Below are 22,398 nucleotides of genomic sequence, written 5' to 3'. Positions count from 1 at the left end.
CGGTCACAAATCTGTCGTTCAATAAGGGGACATGCAAAAGCGCATCCTCATCGTCGACGACGAGCCGGCCATCCGCGACATGGTCGCCTATGCCCTGCGCAAGGGCGATTTCCAGGCGGTGCACGCGGGCGACGGGCGCGAGGCCCAGGCGGCGATCGCCGAACGCGTCCCCGACCTGATCCTGCTCGACTGGATGCTGCCCGGCAGCAGCGGGCTGGAACTGGCCCGACGCTGGCGCAAGGACGCGCTGACCCGCGAGGTGCCGATCATCATGCTCACCGCCCGCGGCGAGGAGGACGACCGCGTCGGAGGCCTGGAGGCCGGGGTCGACGACTACGTGGTCAAGCCGTTCTCGGCGCGCGAACTGCTGGCCCGGATCCGGGCCGTGATGCGGCGCTCGCGGGAGGACGACGCCGACGGCAGCGTCAGCGCCGGCGGCCTGCGCATCGACGGCGCGGCCCACCGCGTGTTCGCGGATCTGCACGGCAGCGAACACCCGGTCACACTTGGTCCGACCGAGTACCGGCTGCTGCACTTCTTCATGACCCATCCCGACCGCGTCTACAGCCGCAGCCAGCTGCTCGACCACGTCTGGGGCGGGACCGTCTACGTCGAGGAACGCACCGTGGACGTGCACATCCGCCGCCTGCGCAAGGCGCTGGAGCCGTTCGCGCTCGAGGGGCTGGTGCAGACCGTCCGCGGCGCGGGTTATCGTTTCTCGACGACATGACTCCCGAGACCCGCCCGGCGTGGTACCGGACGCTGGGCTGGACCGCCGGCTGGCTGGCGCTGGCGCTGCTGGCCGGACTGTTGCTGGGGCACCCCTGGCCGGCGCTGGCGCTGGCCGCGATCGCCGCGCTCGGCTGGCAGGCGTGGCGGTTGCGCGCGTTCCTGGCGCTGATGGCCTCGCGCCAGCGCCCGCGCGCGCGCGCCGACCGCGGCGCCTGGGGCGAGGTCGAGCGCCAGCTCCAGCGCGAGCACGAGGACGCGCGCAACCGCGCGCGCAAGCTGCTCGAGCTGCTGCGAGCCTACCGCGCGCTCGGCGACGCGCTGCCCGACGCGCTGGTGGTGGTCGAGCGCGACAGCCAGCGCATCCTCTGGTTCAACGCCGCGGCCACCCGACTGCTGAAACTGCAGCACCCGGCCGATACCGGCGCGCCGCTGGGCGAGCGCCTGCAGCCGCTGCCGGTCGCGCACTGGCTGGCCGCGGGCCGCAACGCCGAGCCGATCAACGAGATCGGTTCGCCGCACGACCCCGGCCTGCGCCTGGGCCTGCGCCTGGTGCCCTATTCCGAGGACATCTGGGTGGTGATCGCGCGCGACGTCACCCGCCTGACGCGGCTGGAGCAGGTGCGCCGCGACTTCGTGGCCAACGTCTCGCACGAGCTGCGCACGCCGCTGACGGTGGTGCACGGGTACCTTGAGATGCTGGACCCGACCGAACAACCGGCCTGGGCGCCGATGCTCGAGGAGATGCAGCGCCAGTCGCAGCGCATGAACCAGCTGGTCGAGGACCTGCTGACGCTGTCGCGGCTGGAGGCGCAGGAAGCCGTCGAGGACGAGGTGGTGGCGATGGCACCGATGCTGGCGACGCTGCGGCGCGAGGCCGAGGCGCTCAGCCAGGGCCGGCACGAGGTCGCCGTCGCGGACGAGGCCGGCGCCGACCTGCTCGGCTCGACGCGCGAACTGCACAGTGCCTTCTCCAACCTGGTCAGCAACGCGGTGCGCTATACGCCCGAGGGCGGCCGCATCGCCATCACGTTAGAACGCGGCGACGACGGCGGCGCGGTGCTCGCGGTCACCGACACCGGCTTCGGCATCCCGCGCGACCACCTGCCGCGCCTGACCGAGCGCTTCTACCGGGTCTCGGCCAGCCGCTCGCGCGAGAAGGGCGGCACCGGCCTCGGCCTGGCGATCGTCAAGCACGTGCTCGGCCTGCACCAGGCACGGCTGGAGATCGACAGCGAGGTCGGGCGCGGCAGCACCTTCTCCTGCCATTTCGGCGCCGACCGGGTGCGCCCGCGGCGCGCGGCGGGGAGGCCGGCATGAGCCGCCGCGACGAGCGCGGCGACCCGCTGCGCGATCCGGCGCTGTACAGCAGCCGCGAGCTCGGCCAGCTCGCCTTCCAGTTCCGGGTGCTGGCGCTGGCGCAAGATCCGTCGGTGCCGCTGCTGGAGCGGCTGCGCTTCCTGTGCATCTCCTGCACCAACCTCGACGAGTTCTTCGAGATCCGCGCGGCGACCGTGCGCCAGGCGCAGGACTTCGACCTCCCGCTGGGCCCGGAAGCCATGCCGCCGGCCGTGGTGCTCGAGCGCATCCACGAGCGCGCGGCGGAGCTGGTCGAGGCGCAGTACCGCTGCTGGAACGAGGTGCTGTGCCCGGCGCTCGACGAAGCGGGCGTGCGCGTGCTCGCGGCGAACCGCTGGAACGCGCGCCAGGCGCAGTGGCTGCGGAACTATTTCCGCGACGAGATCATGCCGGTGCTGTCGCCGCTGGCGCTGGACCCGGCGCACCCGTTCCCCAAGATCCTCAACAAGACCCTGAATATCGTGGTGGAGGTGCACGGCAAGGACGCGTTCGGCCGCGCCGGCCACCTCGCGGTGGTGCGCGCGCCGCGCTCGCTGCCGCGGATCGTGCGGCTGCCGCCCAGGGTGTCCGGCGGCGAGCACGACTTCGTGCTGCTGTCGAGCATCCTTTCGGCCTTCGTCGGCGACCTGTTCCCCGGGCTGGAGGTCCGCGGCGCCTACCAGTTCCGCGTGACCCGCAACTCCGAGCTGATCGTGGACGAGGAGGAGGTCGAGAACCTCGCGCTGGCGCTGCGCGACGAGCTCGCCGGGCGCGGCTACCTGCGCGCGATGCGGCTGGAGATCGCCGCCGACTGCCCGACGCCGGTGGTGGACGCGCTGCTCGGGAACTTCGAGCTCGACGCCAACGCGGTGTACCGGATCGACGGCCCGGTCAACCTCAACCGCGTGATCCAGGTGTACGACCTGGTGCAGCGGCCGGAGCTGAAATACCCGCCGTTCCAGCCACGCCCGCTGCCCGGCAGCGACGCCATGTTCGAGCGCATGCGCGAGGGCGACATCCTGCTGCACCACCCGTACGACGCGTTCACGCCGGTGCTGGAACTGGTGCGCCAGGCCGCGGCCGACCCGAACGTGCTCGCGATCAAGCAGACCCTCTACCGCACCGGCGAGGATTCCGCGATCGTCGAGGCGCTGGTGGACGCGGCACGGCGCGGCAAGGACGTGACCGCGGTGGTCGAACTACGCGCGCGCTTCGACGAGGAGGCCAACCTCGGCTTCGCCGACCGGCTGCAGGAGGCCGGCGTGCAGGTGGTCTACGGCGTGGTCGGCTACAAGACCCACGCCAAGATGCTGCTGGTGGTGCGCCGCGAGGGCCGCGCGCTGCGCCGCTACGTGCACCTGGGCACCGGCAACTACCACGCCGGCACCGCGCGCCAGTACACCGACCTCGGCCTGCTCACCGCGGATCCGGACATCGGCGCCGACGTGCACCAGATCTTCCAACAGCTGTCGGGCTTGTCGTCGGGGGTGAAGCTGAAGCGCCTGCTGGAGTCGCCGTTCACACTGCACGCCGGGCTGCTGAAGCGGATCGAGCGCGAGGCGCGCAACGCGCGCGACGGCCGCGAGGCGCGGATCGTGGCGCGCATGAACGCGCTCAACGAGCCGCGCGTGGTGCGCGCGCTGTACGCGGCCTCGCAGGCGGGCGTCGGCATCGACCTCGTCGTGCGCGGCGCCTGCACGCTGCGCCCGGGCGTGCCCGGGGTGTCCGACAACATCCGGGTGCGCTCGATCCTCGGCCGCTTCCTCGAGCACTCCCGCGCCTACTGGTTCTGCAACGACGGCGCGCCGGAACTGTTCTGCGCCAGCGCCGACTGGCTCGAGCGCAACCTGCTGCGCCGGGTCGAGGTGGCGTTCCCGATCCTCGACCCGGCGCTCGCCGCCCGGGTCAAGGCCGAGGCGCTGGACAACTACCTGGCCGACAACGTGGACGCCTGGCTGTTGCAGCCCGACGGCAGCTACGTGCGCGCCACGCCGGCGCCGGGCGAAGCGCCGCACTCGGCCCAGGAGACCTTGCTGCAAGCCGTCGCCGGGGGCCGCGAATGAACGAGAGCGCGCACCTGCACCTGCGCTCGCAGGCGCTGCCGCTGCAGGACGGCGACCTGCTGGCGGCGATCGACCTGGGCTCCAACAGCTTCCACATGGTGGTCGCGCGCTACGTGCTCGGCCAGCTGCGCGTCGTCGACCGCCTGCGCGAGATGGTGCGCCTGGCCGAGGGCCTGGACGCGAAGCGCGGGCTGCATCCCGAGGTGCGCCAGCGCGCGCTCGAGTGCCTGTTCCGCTTCGGCCAGCGGCTGCGCGACATCCCGCCGCAGCGGGTGCGCGCGGTGGCCACCAACACCGTGCGCCTGCTGGCCGCGCCGCAGGCCTTCCTGGTGCCCGCGGAAACCGCGCTCGGGCACGCGATCGAGGTCATCCCGGGGCGCGAGGAAGCACGCCTGATCTACCTCGGCGTCGCCCACGCGCAGCGGCCGAAGCCCGGCAACCTGCGGCTGGTGATCGACATCGGCGGCGGCTCCACCGAGTGCATCATCGGCAGCGGCTTCGACGCGATCGAGCGCGAGAGCCTGCAGCTCGGCGCGGTCGCGACCACCGCGCGCTTCTTCGGCGACGGCCGGCTGGACCGCAAGCGCTGGGACGAGGCGCTGATCGAGGTCGCCGCCCAGTTCCAGCAGTTCGCCGGCGTCTACCGGCACCTCGGCTGGCAGGAGACCATCGGCGCCTCGGGCACGATCAAGGCGATCGGCACGGTCTGCGCGACCATGAAGCTGAGCAAGGGCGCTGTGCTGGCCGAGGCGCTGCCGCAGGTGCGCGACCGCCTGCTGCAGGCCAGGCGGATCGAGGACATCGACCTGCCCGGCCTGTCGCGCGAGCGCAAGCCGATCATCGCCGGCGGGCTGCTGGTGCTGGAGGCCGCCTTCCGGGTGCTCGGCATCGAACGCATGGCACCGAGCAAGGCCGCGCTGCGCGAGGGCGTGCTGCACGACATGCTCGGCCGCGGCGGCGCCGACGACCCGCGCGACGCGTCGGTCGCGGCGCTGATGCAGCGCTACGGCATCGATCCATCGCAGGCGGCGCGGGTCTCGGCCACCGCGGTGCAGCTGTTCGAACGGGTGTGCGGCAACTGGCAGCTGGAGGTCGAGGACCGGCTGATGCTGTCGCGCGCGGCGCGACTGCACGAGCTCGGCCTCGCGATCGCCCACAGCCAGTACCAGGTGCATGGCGCCTACGTGCTGCAGCACTCGGACATCGCCGGCTTCTCGGTGCCCGAGCAGCGGATGCTGGCCGCGCTGGTGCGCACCCATCGGCGCAAGGTGCCAAAGGACGCGTTCGAGCTGATCCCGGACCGGCTGCTGCCGGCGACCCGGCGGATGGCGGGGCTGCTGCGGCTGGCGGTGCTGCTGCACCGCTCGCACGAACCCGACCAGTTGCTGCCGGAACTGCAGCTCCATGCCGAGGGCGACCGCCTGGTGCTGGTGCTGCCGGAGCACTGGCTGCAGACCCGGCCGCTGCTGCGCAGCGACCTGGAGGACGAGCCCGCGGCGTTCCGCGGGCTCGGGATCACGCTGTCGATCGAAGCCGCCTGAGCAGCGGCTCCGTCCGCTCCGCCGGACTCAGTCCTCCAGCAGCGGCTTGCGCGGCAGCTTTGCGTCGCGCATCGCGGCGTGGTAGGCGAAGCTGGCGACGATCGCGGCGGCCTGCTTGAGGTCGTCCGGGGACGCGTGGTCGTAGGTGTCCAGGTTGGTGTGGTGGACATTGCTGAAGTAGTCCAGCCGGTCCTGCACGAACTGGAAGCCCGGGAGCCCGGCGCGGTCGAACGAGATGTGGTCGGTGCTGCCGGTGTTGCGCGCGGTCACCACGGTGGCGCCGACGTCGTTGAACGGCTTCAGCCAGGCCTCGAAGATCGGCATCGCGGCCAGGTTCTCCTGGGCGTAGATGCCGCGGATCTTGCCGGAGCCGTTGTCGAGGTTGAAGTAGGCGCTGAAGCGGTCGTAGGCGGGCTTGCGCTGCAGCTGGCCGCGCTCGGTGCGGAAGAACGCCGGCAGCTTCGCCTGCTCCGGGTCGGTCGGTTCCGGGTACGAGGCGAAGGTCCGGGCGACGTAGTCGGCCGAGCCGATCAGGCCCTGCTCCTCGCCGCTCCACAGCGCGATGCGGATGGTGCGGCGCGGCTTGGCCCCGACCGCCTTGAGGATCCGCATCGCCTCCATCATCACCGCCACGCCGGCGCCGTTGTCGGCCGCTCCGGTCGCGGTGTGCCAGGAGTCCATGTGCGCGCCGATCATCACCACCTCGTTGGCGAGCGCACCGCGGCCGGGGATCTCGGCGATGGTGTTGTAGCCCTCGCGGTCGGCGTCGGTGGTGAAGCGGGCGTCCGAATGCAGGCGCAGGCGCACGGTCTCGCCGTCGTCGAGCGCGCGCATCACCTGGTTGTAGTGCTCGGCGATCATCGCGAACTCCGGCACCCCGACCGGCTCGCCGGCCTTGCGCGAACCGCCGCCGCCGGTGCGGATGATGCCGTTGTCGCGGCTGCTCAGCTCGACCGTGGCCAGCACCCCTTCCTCGGCGAGGAAGGCATTGAGCTTCCTGCCGAACTCGACCCGCTCCAGGTACTGCTTCATCCGCCGGGCGCGCTCGGAATCGTCGCGGTCCCCCGGCACGGTGAACGCCTGCAGGTCCTCGAGGCTGGTGCCGTCGTGCCGATGGAAGTCCGGCTCCTCGCCGGGCTTGTACTTGCGCAGGTCGTCCACGAACAGGACCTTGCCGCGCAGCTTGCCGCGGTGCTTGTCGAGGTCGGCCTCCTTCTCCAGCTTGAGCGCGATCGCCTCGCCCTCGACCACACCGTCGGTGCCTGCGGTCCAGCCCTTGGGCAGCGCGTACAGCGGCAGCTGCCGCGGCGCCAGCATCTCGATGCCGGCGCTGCCGAACTCCCAGCCGCGGCCGAAGTCGGCAAAGGCGTCGTCGTGCACGTTCTGCAGCCCCCAGCCCTCCATCTTCCGGCGGGCCCAGGCGTTGGCGCGGTCCATCGCCGGCGAGTTGGTCAGGCGCGGGCCGATGTCCTCGGTGAGCTCGGCCAGGGTCTGCATGACCTGCGAGCGGTGGAAGGCTTCCTGCCGGATGCGGCTGACCATGTCCAGGTCCACCGGTTCGGCCGGCTGCGCGAGCGTGGCGCCCGCGGCCAGCGACATGCATGCCGCCAACAGAATTCGCTTCAAGGTGTCCCCCGACATGGCTGGTGAAAGAGTCCGACCCCCGAGCATAGGGGCGGGGGCGACCCGGCGCCCATGTCCTCGGTCATGGTCCCGTAGACTCGCGTCATGAATTACCGCCATGCCTTCCACGCCGGCAACCACGGCGACGTCCTCAAGCACGTGGTCCTGCTCGGCCTGTGCGAGGCGCTCGGGCACAAGCCGGCGCCGGCGTTCGCGCTGGATACCCACGCCGGCCGCGGTACCTACGCGCTCGACGACGCGCCGGCCGCGCGCACCGGCGAGGCGCAGGCCGGCTACGCGAAGCTGGCCGCGGCGGGCCCGCCGGAGCCGTTGCTCACCCGCTACCTCGACGCGGTGGCGGCCTGCCGGGCCGACCTGGGCGCCGGGGCCTATCCGGGCTCGCCGTGGCTGCTGGCACATGCGCTGCGCCCGCAGGACCGCATCGCCTGCTGCGAACTGCAGCCCGAGGAGGCCGCGGCGCTGAAGGCCCGGTTCCGCGGCGACCCGCGGGTGGCGGTGCACTATCGCGACGGCTACGCGGCCATGCGCGCGCTGCTGCCACCGGTGGTGGACGGCGCCCGCTTCGGGCGCGGGCTGGTGCTGGTGGATCCGCCCTACGAGGCGCAGCTCGCGGAGTTCGAGGTGGCGCTGCGGGCGTTGCGGGAGGGGTTGCAGCGCTGGCCGCAGGGGTGCTTCGCGCTGTGGTATCCGGTCAAGCAGCGGCGGGTGCTGCTTCCGTTCCTGCGCTCGGCCGGGAACCTGCCGGCGAGGTCGGCGCTGGTGGCGGAGTTGCTGGTGCGGGCGGACGATTCGCCGTTGCGGATGAACGGGAGCGGGATGCTGTTGTTGAACGTGCCCTACCGGTTCGACGCGGTGCTGGCGCCGGCGATCGCCGCCTTGGCCATCGCCCTCGGCGAACCCGGGGCGCCGGCTCCGCGTCTGGAGTGGTTGAAGGAACCCGGGTAGGAGTCGCCTAGAGGCCGGGGGCGCCTTTTTCTTCGGCCGTCAGGACCTTGCGGGACTCGGGTTCGAAGAAGCTCCAGCGGACTTCGGGGAACTGCGCCTTCAGGGCGCGCTCGACTTCGGTGATGTCGGCGAGCATGGCACCGGCGTCGCCTTCCTCGCGCATGCGCGCCTGGACGGAGACCAGGGCCTCGGGGCCGAGCTGCAGGGTGATCAGGTTGAGCACGCGGCCGATCTCGGCGCGCCCCTCGAGGAACCTGCGGATCTCGGCCTGGCGGCGCGGGTCGATGCTCTGGCCGATCAGCATCGCCTTGACCTCGATCGCGACCAGCACCGCGACCACCACCAGCAGCACGCCGATGGCGATGGTGCCGACGGCGTCCCACACCGGGTTGCCGGTGACCACCGTGGCCAGCACCGCGATGAGCGCGAAGCACAGGCCGAGGAGCGCGGCGAGGTCCTCGCCGAAGATCACCACCAGTTCGCTCTGGCGGCTCTCGCGGAACCAGCGCCACAGGCTGCGGTCGCCGCGCGACTTGTTCACTTCCTGCAGGCAGGCGCGCATCGAGATGCCCTCGGCGACGATGCCGAAGACGAGCACGCCGACCGCCCACCACCATTGCCGCAGCGGCTCTGGTGCCTGCAGTTTGTGCATGCCTTCGTAGAGGGAAAACATGCCGCCGACGCTGAACAGGATCACCGCGACCAGGAACGACCAGAAGTAGGTCGCCTTGCCGTGGCCCAGCGGGTACTCGGGCGACGGCGGCTTCCGTGCCTGCTTCAGGCCGAGCAGGAGCAGCAGCTGGTTGCCGCAGTCGGCGAGCGAGTGGACGGTCTCGGCCAGCATCGCGCTGGAGCGGGTGAAGTACGCGGCGACGCCCTTGGCCACCGCGATCGCGAAGTTGGCGCCGAGCGCGAACAGGATCGCGCGTGAGGAATTGCCTGCCATCGTCATTCCATCGATTGGGCCGGGTGGTTCAGGTTACCGGTCCGGCGTGATGGCCGTCTGCAGGCGGGGGTGGGAGCCGCCATGGCGGCGAGCTGTTTCCGGATAGCGCGGCAATCGGGGAAGAGCTCGCCGCCATGGCGGCTCCTACCGGTTACAGGAACAGGGCGCCGATCCTGAGGGCGGTCTCGTAGGGTTCGGGATCGTTGCGGTTGCTGAGCAGGACCACCGTCAGGCGCTCTTCCGGCCAGCGCACCATGACGTTGCGGAAGCCGATGGTCTCGCCGGAATGCCAGACGGTGTCGCCGGTGATGCGCAGGCCGAAGCCGTAGGACGCCTCGTAGGGTTCGCCGGTGACGCGGACGTGCGGGGCGAAGGCGAGCGCGCGCGAGGCGTCGGAGAGCAGGCGGTCGTCGTACATGGCCGCGTCCCAGCGCGCGAGGTCGTCGATCGAGGAGTAGATGCCGCCGTCGCCGAGCACCGCGCTGGTGGTGCTCTGGTCGGTGCGCTTCCAGCCCTTGCCGTCGGCGCTGTAGCCCCAGGCCCGGTGCGGCACGTCGGGGCCGCCGGCGACGTAGGCGATGCTGTCGTGCATGCCCAGCGGCTCGAAGATGCGCTGGCGCAGGAACTCCGGGTAGGCCAGCCCCGACGCCTCCTCCACGATCAGGGCAAGCAGCGCGTAGGCACCGTTGCTGTAGCGGTAGTCGCTGCCGGGCGGGAAGTACAGCCGGTCCTCGCGCTCGAGCAGCTCGAGCACCCCGGCATCGCGGATCTGGCCCTGCCAGTCGTCGCCCATCAGGTCCTCGTAGTCCACCAGCCCGGAGGTGTGGGTGAGCAGGTGGCGCAGGGTGATGCCCCTGGTCGCCGGCGGCAGCGAGGGCAGCCAGCGCGACAGCGGGTCGTCCACGGACAGCGCACCGTCCTGCGCCAGCAGCAGGATCGACGCGGCGGTGAACTGCTTGCTCACCGAGGCGAGGCGGTAGTTGGTGGCCGGTCCGGCCTCGGTGCCCTGCTCCAGGTCGGAGAGGCCGAAGCCGCGGCGCACCAGCGGCTCGCCGTCGCGCAGCACCAGCAGCGAGGCGCCGGGCACCGCGCCGTCGTAGCGCTGCATGAGCGCGGCGATGGCGCCGGCGCGGTTGTGGTCGCCGGCATGGATGGGGACGTCGTGGATCACGGCGGGGTTCGGCTCCGGTTGCAGGGTGAAGTGCCACCATTCCATCGGGTAGTTGCGGAATCCTTCCGCCTGCATCGCCGCCAGCAGGCGCCGGCGGTTGGCGCGCTGCGCCGGGGTCGCTTGCGGCGAATCGGTATTCGCGCGCGGGTCGAAGAAGTCGAACGGCGTGCCCATGTCGAGCTCGTGGCAGGCGCCGTCGGCGTCGCATTGCAGCAGGGTCAGGTCGACGGTGGCGCCGCGGCTGTGCCCGGACACTGGCGCGATGTAGCCGTCGAGCAGCGTGGACTTGTCCAGCGCCGGGTAGTGGACCGCCTTGGTGCGCTGGTCGGCGAGGTCCCCGGCCCAGCGCACGAAATGCGCGACCGCGCGCGCCGGGCGGTAGCAATCGAACAGCTTCAGGCGCAGGCCGTCCCCGCGCAGGTTCGCCTCCACCCGGGCCAGGGCCGCGGCCGCGTCCACCTTGAGCAGGCAGCGCGGCGCCTCGTAGCCGTCCACCGGCGCGCCGACGAAGTTGTCGTTGCCGGCATACTTGATGTCCTGGGCGATGTCCGGGACCAGCGCGCGGATGTCCACCAGGCCGGCGTCGGCCATGGTCTGCGGGCAGTCGCCGGTGCGCACGAAGGCCAGGTCCTCGTAGTCGGAGCTGAAGTCGCCGTCCGGGTCGAGCTTGGCCATGTGCAGGCGGCGCGCGTCGCCCTCGCCGGAGAAGTCCAGCCACGCGTCCATGTCCACGCCCGGGTCGTCCCAGTGCAGGAAGTGGCGGCCCTGCAGCAGCGAGACGCGGCCGTGCATCTTGGGCGATTTCGCCGAGCGCCACTCGACCTCGTCGCCGAGCGGACAGATGCGCACCTCGCCGAACCACGGGTCGCGCCAGGTGCCGAGCCACTGGCGCATGTCGGCGGGCGCCACCGGCTTGCGCTCGCCGATGTCCGGCAGCTTCGGTCCCGCCTCCGCCGCCGACGGCGCCGAGCCGTCGCCGTAGATCGCGTTGGCGATGTCCTCGAAGCCCATCTCGTCCATCGGCATCGTGAACAGCCGCATGAGCGAAGTCCCCAGCACGGTGCGCGCGCGGCCGCCATTGCCGCTGATCATGAACACGAAGCCCGACTTGCGGTCCGGCATCAGCATCATCATCGAGTACATGCCGCCGAGCGTGCCGGTGTGCGAGACGGTGTGCTCGCCGTGGATGTCGGCGATGCGGAAGCCGTAGGCGTAGGCGTACTCGGTGGTGTCGTCCCACTTGCGCTTGAAGTCCGAGATCGGCATCGGCGTGCGCGGCTTCCACATCTCGGCGCGCTGCTCCGGGCCGAGCCACTCGAGCTGTTCCGGCGTCGGCGCCAGCCAGTTCTGCGCCCAAGCGAGCATGTCCTCGAGGCTGCAGCGGATGCCGCCGGCCGCGGCCGAGGTGATCGCCGGCACCACCTCCGGATCCTGGCGCATCGGCAGCACGCGCTCGCCGTCGTACCAGTGCGGCTGCGCCACGCTGCCGGCCTCTCTGCGGCTGAACTCGCCGACCCGGCAGCCGTCCAGCCCGAGCGGCTCGAACAGTTCCCGCCGCACCAGCTCCTCGTAGGAGGCGCCGCCGGCGGCGGCCGCGACCTCGCCGGCGACCACGTACAGCAGGTTGTCGTAGGCGTAGCCGGAACGGAACGGATAGGCCGGCTCGATGTGCCGCAGGCCGTGGATGATGTCGGCGCGCGTGAACAGGTTGGGCTCGGGCCACAGCATCAGGTCGCCGCCGCCCTCGGGCAGGCCGCTGTTGTGCACCAGCAGGTCGCCGACCGTCATCGTGCGGGTGACCTCGGGGTCGCGCATGGCGAAGCCAGGCAGGTGCTTCACCACCGGGTCGTCCCAGCGCAGCTTGCCGGCCTGCACCAGGCGTGCCAGCACCGCCGCGGTCATGGCCTTGGAGTTGGAGGCGATCTTGAACAGCGTGTCGGTGGTCACCGGGTCGCCGGAGCCGACCACGGTCTCGCCGAAGCCGCGCGCGTAGGTGACCTTGCCGTCCTCGATCACGCCCAGGGCGATGCCCGCCAGGTGGAAGCGCTCGAGCGCGGCCCGAGCGTCGGCGTCGAGGATGTAGTCCGGTGCGTACTGCGCCGGCTCCGGGAGCGCCGGCTCCAGGAGCGCCGGCTGCGCCGCGGCCGCCCACGGCAGCGCCACGCACAGCAGCAGGGCCAGCCAGCGCGCGCGCATCATCGTGCGGACCCCTTCGCCGGTCCGTTCGTCGGTGCGTTCGCCGCGGCGACGTCGATGACCGCCTGCCACACGCGCAGCAGGTTGCCGCCCCAGAGTTTCGCGATGTCCTGGTCGCCGTAGCCGCGCCGGCGCAGCTCGGCGGCGACGTTCGCCGTTTCCGAAGCGTCCATCCAGCCGGTGATTCCGCCACCGCCGTCGAAGTCAGAGGCGATGCCGACGTGGTCGATGCCGGCGACTTGCACCATGTGGTCGATGTGGTCCACGTACTCCTGCAGCGTGGCCAGCGGGTGCTCGCGCTCGATCCGCGCCATGCCTTCGACGTAGGCCGGCAGCTCCACGTGCACGTCCCAGTCGAAGCGTTCGGCCCCGGCCTGCCGGGCGACCTCGGCCTGCAGTGCATCCTCGGCGGCGACGCGCGCGGGATCGTCCTTGACGAACTGGTAGTAGGCCACTGCCTGCACCACCCCGCCCTTCGCCGCGATCGCGCGCAGCAGGTCGTCCGGCACGTTGCGCGGCACGTCCACCAGCGCGCGCGCCGAGGAATGCGAGCCGATCACCGGCGCCTTCGACAGCACCAGCACGTCGCGCACGCAGTTGTCGGAGGCGTGCGAGATGTCCACCATCATGCCCAGCGCATTGGCGCGCTCCACCACCGCGCGCCCGAAGTCGGTGATGCCGGTGTCGCCCGGACTGTTGTGGGCCGGCTCGCCGGCCTCCTCGTTCGGGTTGGCGCTGGTGCACAGGTCGTTGTTGCCGACGTGTGTCATGCCGACGTAGCGGGCGCCGCGGCCGAAGGCCTCGTCGAGCCGCGACAGCTCATGGCCGAGCGAATACGCGTTCTCGATGCCGATCATCGCCGACAGCAGGCCGTCGGCATGGTTGGTGCGCACCTGGGCCGGCGTCGTCGCCAGGCGGATCCGGTCCGGATAGCGCTCCAGCATCATGTGGATCGCCGAGTACTTGCGGTCGGCCTGGGCCACGACCCTGGCATAGCCCTCGTGGGTCAGCGGCCCCTGCCCCACGTAGACCACGAAGAACGCGGCATCGAGGCCGCCGCGCTCCATCTTGCCGAGGTCCACCTGCAGCGCGGTGTCGCCGCCGACGTCGTAGCGCGGGTCGCGCATGTAGTCGAGCGGGATGTCGACGTGGGTGTCGACGGTCAGCAGCGCGTCCGCGTCCGCGGTCGCAACCGCCGGCGCCGCGGGCCCGTGCGCGCAGGCGGCGAGGGTTGCGGCCAGCGCCGCGGCAAGCAGTCCGGTGCGGGTGTTCATGGTGTCCTCCAGTCCCCGGCCGGCTGCTCGCCGGCGATCATCTCGTCGTAGGTCTGCCGCCGGCGGACGACGGCGTAGCGGCCTCCGTCCACCAGCACCTCGGCGGCCAGCGGCCGCGAGTTGTAGGTGGAGGCCATGGACGCACCATAGGCCCCGGTGGCGCCGATCGCCACCAGGTCGCCGGCCTCGCAGCGCGGCAGCGGACGGCCGACGGCGAAGGTGTCGCCGGTCTCGCACACCGGGCCGACGACGTCGTAGGCGACGGCCTCGCGGCCGCCGTTGTCGCCCAGGCGCAGGATGTCGTGCCAGGCGTCGTAGAGGCTGGGCCGCAGCAGGTCGTTCATGGCCGCGTCCAGCACCAGGAAGTTGCGCTGCTCTCCCTGCTTGACCCGCAGCACGCGGGTCAGCAGCACGCCGGCCTCGGCCACAAGGTAACGGCCCGGCTCGAGCACGATGCGGCCCTGGAAGCCCTGCAGCGCCGCGCGGATCTGGGCGACGTAGTCCACCGGGTCGAGCGGTTGCTCGCCCTCGCGGTAGCGCACGCCGAGGCCGCCGCCGACGTCGATGCTGGCGAGCCGGTGGCCCGCCGCCTCGAGCTCGCGCCAGAACGCGGCCAGCCGCTGCAGCGCCTGCCGGATCGGGGCCATGTCCAGCAGCTGAGAGCCGATGTGCATGTGCAGCCCGTCCAGGCGCACGTCCGGCCAGGCCGCCTGCCCTTCGAACCAGGTCCGCGCCTCGGCGATCGAGACGCCGAACTTGTTCTCGGCCTTGCCGGTGGAAATCTTGGCGTGGGTCAGCGCGTCCACGTCCGGGTTGATGCGCACCGCGGCGCGCGCGGTGGTGCCGCGTTGCGCGGCGATCGCCTGCAGCAGTTCGAGTTCCGCGCGGGATTCGACGTTGAAGCGGGCCACGCCCGCGTCGAGCCCCTGCACGATCTCCTCCGCGCTCTTGCCGACGCCGGAGAACACGATCCGGTCGGCCGGTATGCCGGCGCGCAGGCTGCGCCACAGCTCGCCAGCGGAGACGATGTCGGCACCCGCGCCCTCCGCGGCCATCAGCGCCAGGACCGCCTGGTTGCTGTTGGCCTTGACCGCATAACAGATCAGCGCGTCGAGTCCTTCCAGGGCGCGCTGCAGGCCCCGCAACCGTTCGCGGATCGCGGGGGCGGAATACACGTGCAAGGGAGTGCCTTCGGCTGCGGCCAGGGCCACAAGGTCGATCCCGTCCAACAGGGGTTGTTGCAACAACGCTGGTGCCATGCCGGCTCCAAAAAAGGGGCGGCCCGAGAAGGCCGCCCAAGGGGTAGAACCATGTCGTTACGCGTGCATCGGGTTCGTCAGAAGCTCCAGGTGACGACCAGCTGCATGTAGCGCGGCGACTGCCACACGGTCGGCTCGCCGAAGTACGGCATCTTGTTGCCCGGCGTGCTCTCGTAGCGCGAATGCACGTTGATCGCGGTCTGCCTGTTGAGCAGGTTGTAGACCGAGAAGCGCGCGGTCAGGTCGTAGGTCTCCGAGGGCAGCGTCCAGGTGACGTTGGCGCCGAGGTTGGTGACCCAGGGCATGCGGCCGAAGGCGCCCTTCGGGGTGTAGACCAGCTCGCGCGTGGTCCAGTCGCCGCAACCCGAGACGCAGATCCAGCCCGAGCCGCCGCCGCTGAACTCGCCGGGGCCGCCGGCGCTGCGGTTGTCGTTGGGCCAGCGCACGCCGAACGCGGTGATCGGGCCGCCGGAACGCGCCGTGAACGTGCCGCCGAAGCTCCACATCTCGTTGAGCTTGTAGCTGCCGCGCAGCTTGATCTGGTGGCGCGAGTCGTTGAACGTCGGGCCGAAGCGCTCGTTCACCGCCGGGTGGTCGTAGTACTGGACCAGGTTGGTGTCGTTGTAGCCGGTGTCGGAGTTGACCGGGCCCTCGATGTTGCCGTCGGACTTCGACCACAGGTAGCTGGCGTTGAACGCCCACTTGTCGTCCCACGCGCGGTCGAGCTGGAACTCGACGGCCTTGTAGGTGCGCTTGGGCCGCTTGTAACCCATGATCAGGCCGCTGCCGAGCGCCTGGTAGCCGTCGACCGAGCTGTCGAAGGTGACCCAGTCCTCGGTGGTCGGGCACCACAGCGTGGTGGTCTCGCCCGGGTTCATGATCGGCCAGTCGCCGGAGTACCAGGGGCAGCCCTCGACGTGGTTGATGCGCACGTCCTCGACCGCGCGGTTCAGTTCGCGGTAGGTGCCGTTGACGCCCCACGACCAGGCGCTGTTGATCGCCTGCTGGAAGCCGATGATGTACTCGTCCTGGTAGACCTGCTTGAGGTCGCGGGCGACCGCGGTGCGGACGTCGTCCGGCGCCGGGACGTTGCCGTCGGTATTGACCGAGCCCAGCTGCGCCCCGAGATCCGGGAACAGGTAGGTCCCGCCGTTGACCGGATCGGTCTGCTCGTTCCAGCCCTCGAGCACGTAGTAGGTGTGCTCGTCGGTGGTGCCGCCGCCGAAGTAGTCGGTCAGCTTGTTGGTCAGCGGGATGTAGTAGCGGCCCGCGTTGCCGAACAGCTTGGTCGTGCCGTCGCCCTTCATGTCCCAGCTGAAGCCCAGGCGCGGCGAGATCATGTCGGAGAACTCGGCCTTGGCGAAGGTCGCGCCCGAGGCCAGCTTGTTGTGGAACTTGTCGGCGCGCACGCCGAGGCTCAACAGCAGGTTCGGGGTGACGCTCCAGACGTCCTCGATGTAGAACGCCTGCGCCTCGGTGCTCACCGGCGCACCGGTGATGTAGCGGCGGGCGTCGACGATCGCGGTCACGCCGTCGGGAACCACGGCGCCGTTGGGCAGCACGCCGCCCGGGGTCGCGGCGATCGCCGTGTAGCTGACGCCGTCGCCCGGATACACGCGCGAGCTGTTGGAGTCCATGATCTCCTGGTCCCAGCCGAAGCGCAGCAGGTGGTCGCCGAGCGTCCACTCGAAGTCGAGGCGCGAGGCCTTGCGCTTGTCGAAGCGGCTGCTGACGCTGCTGTTGCTCGGATGGCAGCCGACGTTCTCGAGTTCGCCGAACTCGGCGTCATAGGTGCCCGAGGTGCTGACGATGCTGCAGCCCTCGTCCCACGGGCTGCCGCCGGTGGCGCTGCGCTCGTTGACGCCGTACATGGCCTTGGCCATGAAGTTGCTGGTCAGGTGGCCGGTGTAGGTCAGCGACCAGTTGTCGCCGCCCGAGCCGGAGAAGCTCTCGCCGGTCGCCTCGCCGCGCGTGGCGCTGTCCCAGTCGTAGGCATAGTTGACCGTGGACGAGTCGGCCTTGTCGGAGAACGCCAGCAGCTCGACCAGGTGGTTGTCGTTGATCTGCCAGTCGAGCTTGCCGCCCCAGAAGTCGTTGTTGCTGTCGGTGTACCAGGCCTCGCTGGTGTCGATGTCGCGCGGATCGCTGTCGCGCTTCTCGTACATCGCGAAGAAGAACAGGCGGTCCTTCAGGATCGGGCCAGACGCCCACACGTTGGCCTTGTAGAACGAGGCGTCGTCGCGGCTGCGGCGGTCGCGCTCGTCGATGGTGCCGTCGGAATGGAACTGGTCCTTCTTGGCGGCGGTCCAGGAGTCCGGCTCGATGGTGAGCTGGGCGCCGGCGTGGAATTCGTTGCCGCCCGAGCGGGTCACGGCGTTGATCACGCCGCCGGTGCTGCGGCCGAACTCGGCCGAGTAGCCGCCGGTCTTGACCTGGAACTCCTCGTAGAACGCGAACGGCACCGTCGAATAGCCCTGGCGGCGGTACGGGTCGGTGACGTTGAGGCCGTTGATGTAGACCACGTTCTCGGCCACCGAGGAGCCGCCGAAGCTGAGGCCGCCGAAGGTGGCGCCCGAGTCGACCACGCCCGGCGCCAGCAGCGCGACCGAGCCCAGGCTCTGGTCGACGGGCAGGCGCGCCAGTTCCTGGCGGGTGATGTTGGTGGCGGACTCGGTCGAGTACACGTCCACGCGGTTGACGACGCGGGAGCCGACCACCTGCACCGTGGCCAGGTTGACGGCGCCCTGCGCGTCGAGGTTCACCTGGGTGGTGCCGCCCAGCGAGACGGTGACCGGGACCGGCTCGCCCGAACCGGCGGTCAGGGTGTAGTCGCCGGGCTGCAGCTGGCCGATGCGGTAGTTGCCGTCCTGGTCGACCGTCACCGTGCGCGACACACCGGTCGCATTGTTGGTGATCGTGACCCGGGCGCCGGCTTCGGCCTGGCCCGCCACGGCACCGGTGACGCTCTGGGCCATCACCGGCACTGCCAGGGACGAGAGGCACACGCCCATCGCCATGCAGAGTACGGACTTGCGCAGGTTGCGGGTGCGCGGATATCGGGTGGTGCTTCTCATGGTCTCTCCCCGGTTGGTGCTCATGGTTGTGGCAATGCTTCGAACTCGAAGTCGTAGTCCCACTGGTCGAAATACAGGTTGCCGCCGCTCCACTCGACCTCGCCTCGCTGCAGGTCGACGGTCTCGGATCTGAAGTGCGCCTTGGCCGGCACCAGGGGCCGGCCATAGTCGTCGTTGAACGCGATGCGGTAGCCGTCCAGGCCGCCGAGGTAGAAGCCTGCGACGGTCGGGTCGCCGGCGTCGAGCCTGCCGAAGGTCACGTCCATCGGCATCCAGCCGTACGGGGCGATGTACAGCTGCCCCCAGTCGTGCAGGTTCCAGTACGTGCCGGGCGAGAACATCATCCCCGACTGCCAGCGCGCGGGGATGCCGTTGAGCCGCAGCAGCGCAATGAGCAGCAGCGTCTGCTGGCCGCAGTCCGCGTGGCCGGCGTGCAGCGCGTAGTCGCTGATGTTGCTGATGGTCGAATACTCGCGCGCGCCGGCCCACGGGATCGCGTCCACCGCCGCGTACAGCTTCTGCGCGATGCGCCAGGGGTTGGTCTCGTCGCCGACCACCTTGCGCGAGAATGCGCGCAGGTCGTCGGTGAACACCAGGTGCGGGGCGCGCTCGGCGACGAACGGGGCCAGTTCCGGGGTGATCTCCGCCGGGACGACGCGTTCGGGATCGACTTCGAAGTGGCGGGCGCTGATGTCGAGCTCGTAGCTGACCTGGAAGGTCGCCTTCTCGCCGGCGACCGCCGGCTGCTCGAGGTAGATGGTGCGCTGGAGGGTGGAGGCCGGCGCGAGCTGGTGCGCGGCGGGAGTGCTTGAAACGAGGGTGATGGCTTGCTGCTGTCCGGGGATCTCGCGTGGATACGGGATCCAGGCCCGGATGGTCTCGCCGGCGGGAACCGCGTCGGCGTCGACGGTGAGTGTCTGGGTGATGCGCCATCGCTGCGGCAGGACACTGTTGCTGTCCTGCGAGTGCGCGGCGGCGATCACCGCCGCGTGGTGCGGATGCACCGACTCGAGCGGGCTGTCGCGGAACGGCTTCGGGTCGGCACGGCGCGCGCGCGCCTCGGCGCTGAGCCGGAACAGGTTGGACGGCGCGCGGCTGAAGTACAGGCGTTCGCCGTCGATGTCCATGCGCTCGAGCAGGCCTTCGGCATCCCAGCGCGCGAACTCCGCGTCGGTGAGGTCAGGGACCTGGCGGCGGATGCGCTCCTTCGCGGCCTCCGCGTCGAGGGTGAAATCCATGCGCATGCGGCGCATGCGTTCGCGCTGGTACGCGAGCACCTCGCGATCGCGCGCGCTCGCATCGGCCAGCGCCGCCGCGATCGCGGCCTCGGCGCCGGCGAAGTCGCCGGCATCCACGCGCGCGACGACATCGCGCACCACTGCACTGTCGGAGACCGCGGCGCCCATCGCCACTGCGTCGCTGCCGGACTGGCCGACCGCGAACAGCGTCGTCGGCAACGCCATCGCGATGCACGCGATGGCCAGCAACATCGAGTTGCCGCGGCGACGCTGGTTGTGGCGTGGTCCATCCACCCGACGGACTTCCCCAAGGCCGGTGATAACGGCTGTGTAACATGTGCCACGGGGATGGTCAATAATTTATTCTTAGCGTATAAGTTTTGCGAATCAGCTATTCCGCATCGCACAAATGAAGGTATCCGCCATGCGCGTCCCAGCTTCCACCCTCGCCGCGGCACTCGCGCTGGCGTTGGCGCTTGCGCCGTCCGCATGTGCCGCCGACGGCAGCCCGCCGCAGTCGGCTTCCGCCGCCCTTCCGGTTCCCGCCAGCGGGGTGATCGGGGTGAAGGAGGCCTACCTGGACCCCGAATTCTGGGTGGCCCGGCTGCAGGCCCCGGACGCGGTGCTGATGGACCGCGCGGCGATCGCGGCACAAAACGCCAGGCTGTTGGAAGTGGACGGGTCCATGCACGACCTGCGCGCGCTGCCGGCGAGCCTCGACGGCGCCACCGTGCGCGGCTGGATCGAAGACCTTTCGGGGCGCCCGGAGCGCCCGCGCTATGACCTCGACGGCGTGCGCGTGGCCGAGGCCAGCCTCGACGCGCTGGTCGCCAACCTGGCGCTGGACGCGGTGCCGGCGACGCAGCCCACCCGCTTCGGCATGGTCCTGCACCGCTCGGCGCTGCGCACCTTCCCGACCGACCTGCGCGTATTCAGCAATCCCGGCGACACCGACATCGACCGCTTCCAGGAAAGCGCCCTGTTCCCGGGCACGCCGGTGGTGGTCGCGCACGCCAGCGCCGACGGCAAGTGGCTGTTCGTGGTGAGCCCGCGCTACGCGGCCTGGATCGCGGCCGACGCCGTCGCCGAGGGCAGCCGCGAGCAGGTGCTCGGCTACCTGGACAAGGCGCCGTACCGCATCATCACCGGCGACAAGGTCGAGACCGTGTTCACCCCGGAGCAGCCGCAGCTGTCCGAGCTGCAGCTCGACATGGGCGTGCGCGTGCCGCTGGCCGACGTGCCGGCGAACCGGCCGGTCAACGGCCAGCACCCCTACGCCTCCTGGATCCTCGAGCTGCCGATGCGCGGCGACGACGGCCGCCTGGCATTCGCCCCGGCGCTGCTGCAGAAGAAGGAAGAGAGCGCTGCCGACTACCTGCCGCTGACCCGCGCCAACCTCATCCGCCAGGCCTTCAAGTTCCTGGGCGAGCGCTACGGCTGGGGCCACTCGTACAACGGCCGCGACTGCAGCGGCTTCGTGTCCGAGATCTACCGCAGCATGGGCGTGCAGATCCCGCGCAACACCAGCGCGCAGTCGGTCAGCCCGGCGTTCGAACGCGTGCACTTCGACGAAGGCTCCACCCGCGCCGAGCGCATGGCCGCGGTGGACGCGATGGACGTCGGCGACCTGATCTACATCCCCGGCCACGTGATGATGTACGTTGGCCGCATCGGGGACGTGCCCTACGTGATCCACGACACCAACGGCGGCAGCTACCTGGGCGCCGACGGCCAGCTCGTGTCGATGCAGCTCAACGGGGTGTCGCTGACCCCGCTGACGCCGCTGCGTTTCGGCAAGGACCACGACTACATCGACCGCATCACCAACATCGTCCGGGTGGCGACCCACTGATGGAATGCATGCCATGAAGATCACCCAAATCGAGTTCGGCATGCTGCGGGTGCCGCTGAAGACGCCTTTCAAGACCGCGTTGCGCACCGTCGAGCAGGTCGAGGACGTGGTGGTGATGGTGCGCACCGACAGCGGCCACGTCGGCTACGGCAGCGCCCCGGCGACGGCGGTCATCACCGGCGACACCCACGGCTCGATCGTGGACGCGATCCGCCACTACATCGCCCCGCGGCTGATCGGCCAGGACATCGCCAACCTCAACCGCATCACCCACCTGGTGCAGGCGGCGATGGAGAAGAACTCCAGCGCCAAGGCCGCGGTCGAGATCGCGGTGCACGACCTGTGGGGCCAGCTCTACGGCGCGCCGCTGTACAAGCTGCTGGGCGGCGGCGACCCGGTGATCACCACCGACATCACGATCAGCGTGGACACCATCGACAAGATGGTGGCCGACTCCCTCAAGGCGGTGGAGCGCGGCTTCGACTCGCTCAAGATCAAGGTCGGCAAGGACATCGGCGTGGACATCGAGCGGACCAAGGCGATCCACGCCGCGGTCGAGGGCCGCGCCCTGCTCCGCCTGGACGCCAACCAGGGCTGGACCGCCAAGCAGGCGGTCTACGCGCTGCAGACGCTGGAGGACGCCGGGGTCAAGCTCGAGCTGGTCGAGCAGCCGGTCAAGGCCTACGACCTGGAGGGCCTGCGCTACGTCACCGAGCGCGTGCATACTCCGGTGATGGCGGACGAGAGCGTGTTCGGCCCGATGGAAGTGATCGAGCTGATCCGCATGCGCGCCGCCGACATCGTCAACATCAAGCTGATGAAGACCGGGGGGATTTCCAATGCGGTGCGGATCGCCGACATCGCCGGGCTGCACGGGATCGACTGCATGATCGGCTGCATGCTCGAGTCGAGCATCGGCGTTGCCGCGGCGGTGCACCTGGCGGTGGCCAAGTCGGACGTGATCACCAAGGTGGACCTCGACGGCCCGTCGCTGTGCCAGTTCGACCCGGTGGAGGGCGGCGTGATCTTCAACGAGTCGGAGATCTCGATCACCGACGCGCCGGGCCTGGGCATCCGCGAGATCCGCGGACTGGACCCGCTGGCGAAAGAACGCGCGGCCTGAAGCAA

Annotated in this window: 14 protein-coding genes and 2 pseudogenes; 7 read left to right on the top strand and 9 right to left on the bottom strand. The window is 70.5% G+C overall.

What is annotated here, in order from left to right; translation table 11 throughout:
• Nucleotides 1–31: 31 nt before the first annotated feature.
• From phoB to ppx, 4 genes are read left to right on the top strand one after another with little or no spacing between them, the layout of a single operon-like run.
• Nucleotides 32–730, top strand: coding sequence for a phosphate regulon transcriptional regulator PhoB (gene phoB, locus E4F25_RS01130; RefSeq protein WP_140908455.1), 699 nt, complete (start codon nt 32–34; stop codon nt 728–730).
• On the top strand, nt 727–2,049 hold the full coding sequence (gene phoR, locus E4F25_RS01125) for a phosphate regulon sensor histidine kinase PhoR (protein WP_140908454.1): 1,323 nt from the start codon (nt 727–729) through the stop codon (nt 2,047–2,049). The genes phoB and phoR overlap by 4 nt, the downstream gene beginning before the upstream one ends.
• The gene (gene ppk1, locus E4F25_RS01120; protein WP_140908453.1) at nt 2,046–4,130 is read left to right on the top strand and encodes a polyphosphate kinase 1; all 2,085 of its coding nucleotides are present in this window, start codon (nt 2,046–2,048) and stop codon (nt 4,128–4,130) included. Before phoR ends, ppk1 begins: the two co-directional genes overlap by 4 nt.
• Nucleotides 4,127–5,671 (top strand): exopolyphosphatase, encoded by a 1,545-nt coding sequence (gene ppx / locus E4F25_RS01115; RefSeq protein WP_140908452.1) that lies wholly within the window; start codon nt 4,127–4,129, stop codon nt 5,669–5,671. Before ppk1 ends, ppx begins: the two co-directional genes overlap by 4 nt.
• A gap of 27 nt (nt 5,672–5,698) precedes the next feature.
• Here the strand turns inward: ppx and E4F25_RS01110 are convergent, their stop codons facing one another.
• Nucleotides 5,699–7,270 (bottom strand): M20/M25/M40 family metallo-hydrolase, encoded by a 1,572-nt coding sequence (locus tag E4F25_RS01110; RefSeq protein WP_246069680.1) that lies wholly within the window; start codon nt 7,268–7,270, stop codon nt 5,699–5,701.
• Between the two features lie 129 nt (nt 7,271–7,399).
• Between E4F25_RS01110 and E4F25_RS01105 the strand changes: the two genes are divergently transcribed.
• A complete protein-coding gene (locus E4F25_RS01105; protein ID WP_140908450.1) occupies nt 7,400–8,260 on the top strand; it encodes a 23S rRNA (adenine(2030)-N(6))-methyltransferase RlmJ in 861 nt (286 codons plus the stop codon).
• A 7-nt stretch (nt 8,261–8,267) separates the two neighbouring features.
• On the opposite strand, the gene E4F25_RS01100 is transcribed toward E4F25_RS01105, so the two are convergent.
• The 8 genes and pseudogenes from E4F25_RS01100 to E4F25_RS01075 all read right to left on the bottom strand — a co-directional run bounded on the left by E4F25_RS01100 (nt 8,268) and on the right by E4F25_RS01075 (nt 19,643).
• Complete coding sequence (locus E4F25_RS01100) at nt 8,268–9,212, bottom strand: cation diffusion facilitator family transporter (protein WP_140908449.1); 945 nt, start codon at nt 9,210–9,212, stop codon at nt 8,268–8,270.
• A gap of 145 nt (nt 9,213–9,357) precedes the next feature.
• A complete protein-coding gene (locus tag E4F25_RS11415; RefSeq protein WP_246069873.1) occupies nt 9,358–10,377 on the bottom strand; it encodes a serine hydrolase domain-containing protein in 1,020 nt (339 codons plus the stop codon).
• A pseudogene (locus E4F25_RS11555) lies at nt 10,357–11,004 on the bottom strand (M15 family metallopeptidase); the annotation flags it as partial. The pseudogene E4F25_RS11555 and the gene E4F25_RS11415, both read right to left, overlap by 21 nt.
• 453 nt (nt 11,005–11,457) lie before the next feature.
• Nucleotides 11,458–12,573: pseudogene (locus tag E4F25_RS01095) on the bottom strand (serine hydrolase); the annotation flags it as partial.
• Nucleotides 12,573–13,847: a dipeptidase gene (locus tag E4F25_RS01090; RefSeq protein WP_140908448.1), complete on the bottom strand. Its 1,275-nt coding sequence runs from the start codon at nt 13,845–13,847 to the stop codon at nt 12,573–12,575. The gene E4F25_RS01090 and the pseudogene E4F25_RS01095, both read right to left, overlap by 1 nt.
• Complete coding sequence (lysA, locus tag E4F25_RS01085) at nt 13,844–15,106, bottom strand: diaminopimelate decarboxylase (protein ID WP_140908447.1); 1,263 nt, start codon at nt 15,104–15,106, stop codon at nt 13,844–13,846. The genes E4F25_RS01090 and lysA overlap by 4 nt, the downstream gene beginning before the upstream one ends.
• Before the next feature lie 77 nt (nt 15,107–15,183).
• The gene (locus E4F25_RS01080) at nt 15,184–18,180 is read right to left on the bottom strand and encodes a TonB-dependent receptor (protein ID WP_140908446.1); all 2,997 of its coding nucleotides are present in this window, start codon (nt 18,178–18,180) and stop codon (nt 15,184–15,186) included.
• A gap of 20 nt (nt 18,181–18,200) precedes the next feature.
• The gene (locus E4F25_RS01075; RefSeq protein WP_181168273.1) at nt 18,201–19,643 is read right to left on the bottom strand and encodes a transglutaminase-like domain-containing protein; all 1,443 of its coding nucleotides are present in this window, start codon (nt 19,641–19,643) and stop codon (nt 18,201–18,203) included.
• Nucleotides 19,644–19,842: 199 nt separating this feature from the next.
• On the opposite strand from E4F25_RS01075, the gene E4F25_RS01070 reads away from it, so the two are divergent.
• Together E4F25_RS01070 and E4F25_RS01065 are read left to right on the top strand one after the other, a co-directional pair.
• Nucleotides 19,843–21,270: a C40 family peptidase gene (locus tag E4F25_RS01070; protein WP_140908445.1), complete on the top strand. Its 1,428-nt coding sequence runs from the start codon at nt 19,843–19,845 to the stop codon at nt 21,268–21,270.
• 13 nt (nt 21,271–21,283) lie between these two features.
• Entirely contained in the window at nt 21,284–22,393 is a 1,110-nt protein-coding gene (locus E4F25_RS01065) for a dipeptide epimerase (RefSeq protein ID WP_140908444.1), read from the top strand.
• Nucleotides 22,394–22,398 lie beyond the last annotated feature (5 nt).

Origin of the sequence: Cognatiluteimonas lumbrici, assembly GCF_006476065.1 — a bacterium.
In the GTDB taxonomy this organism is placed as follows: Bacteria; Pseudomonadota; Gammaproteobacteria; order Xanthomonadales; family Xanthomonadaceae; genus Cognatiluteimonas; species Cognatiluteimonas lumbrici.
This window is presented reverse-complemented; position numbering and strand designations above follow the sequence as displayed.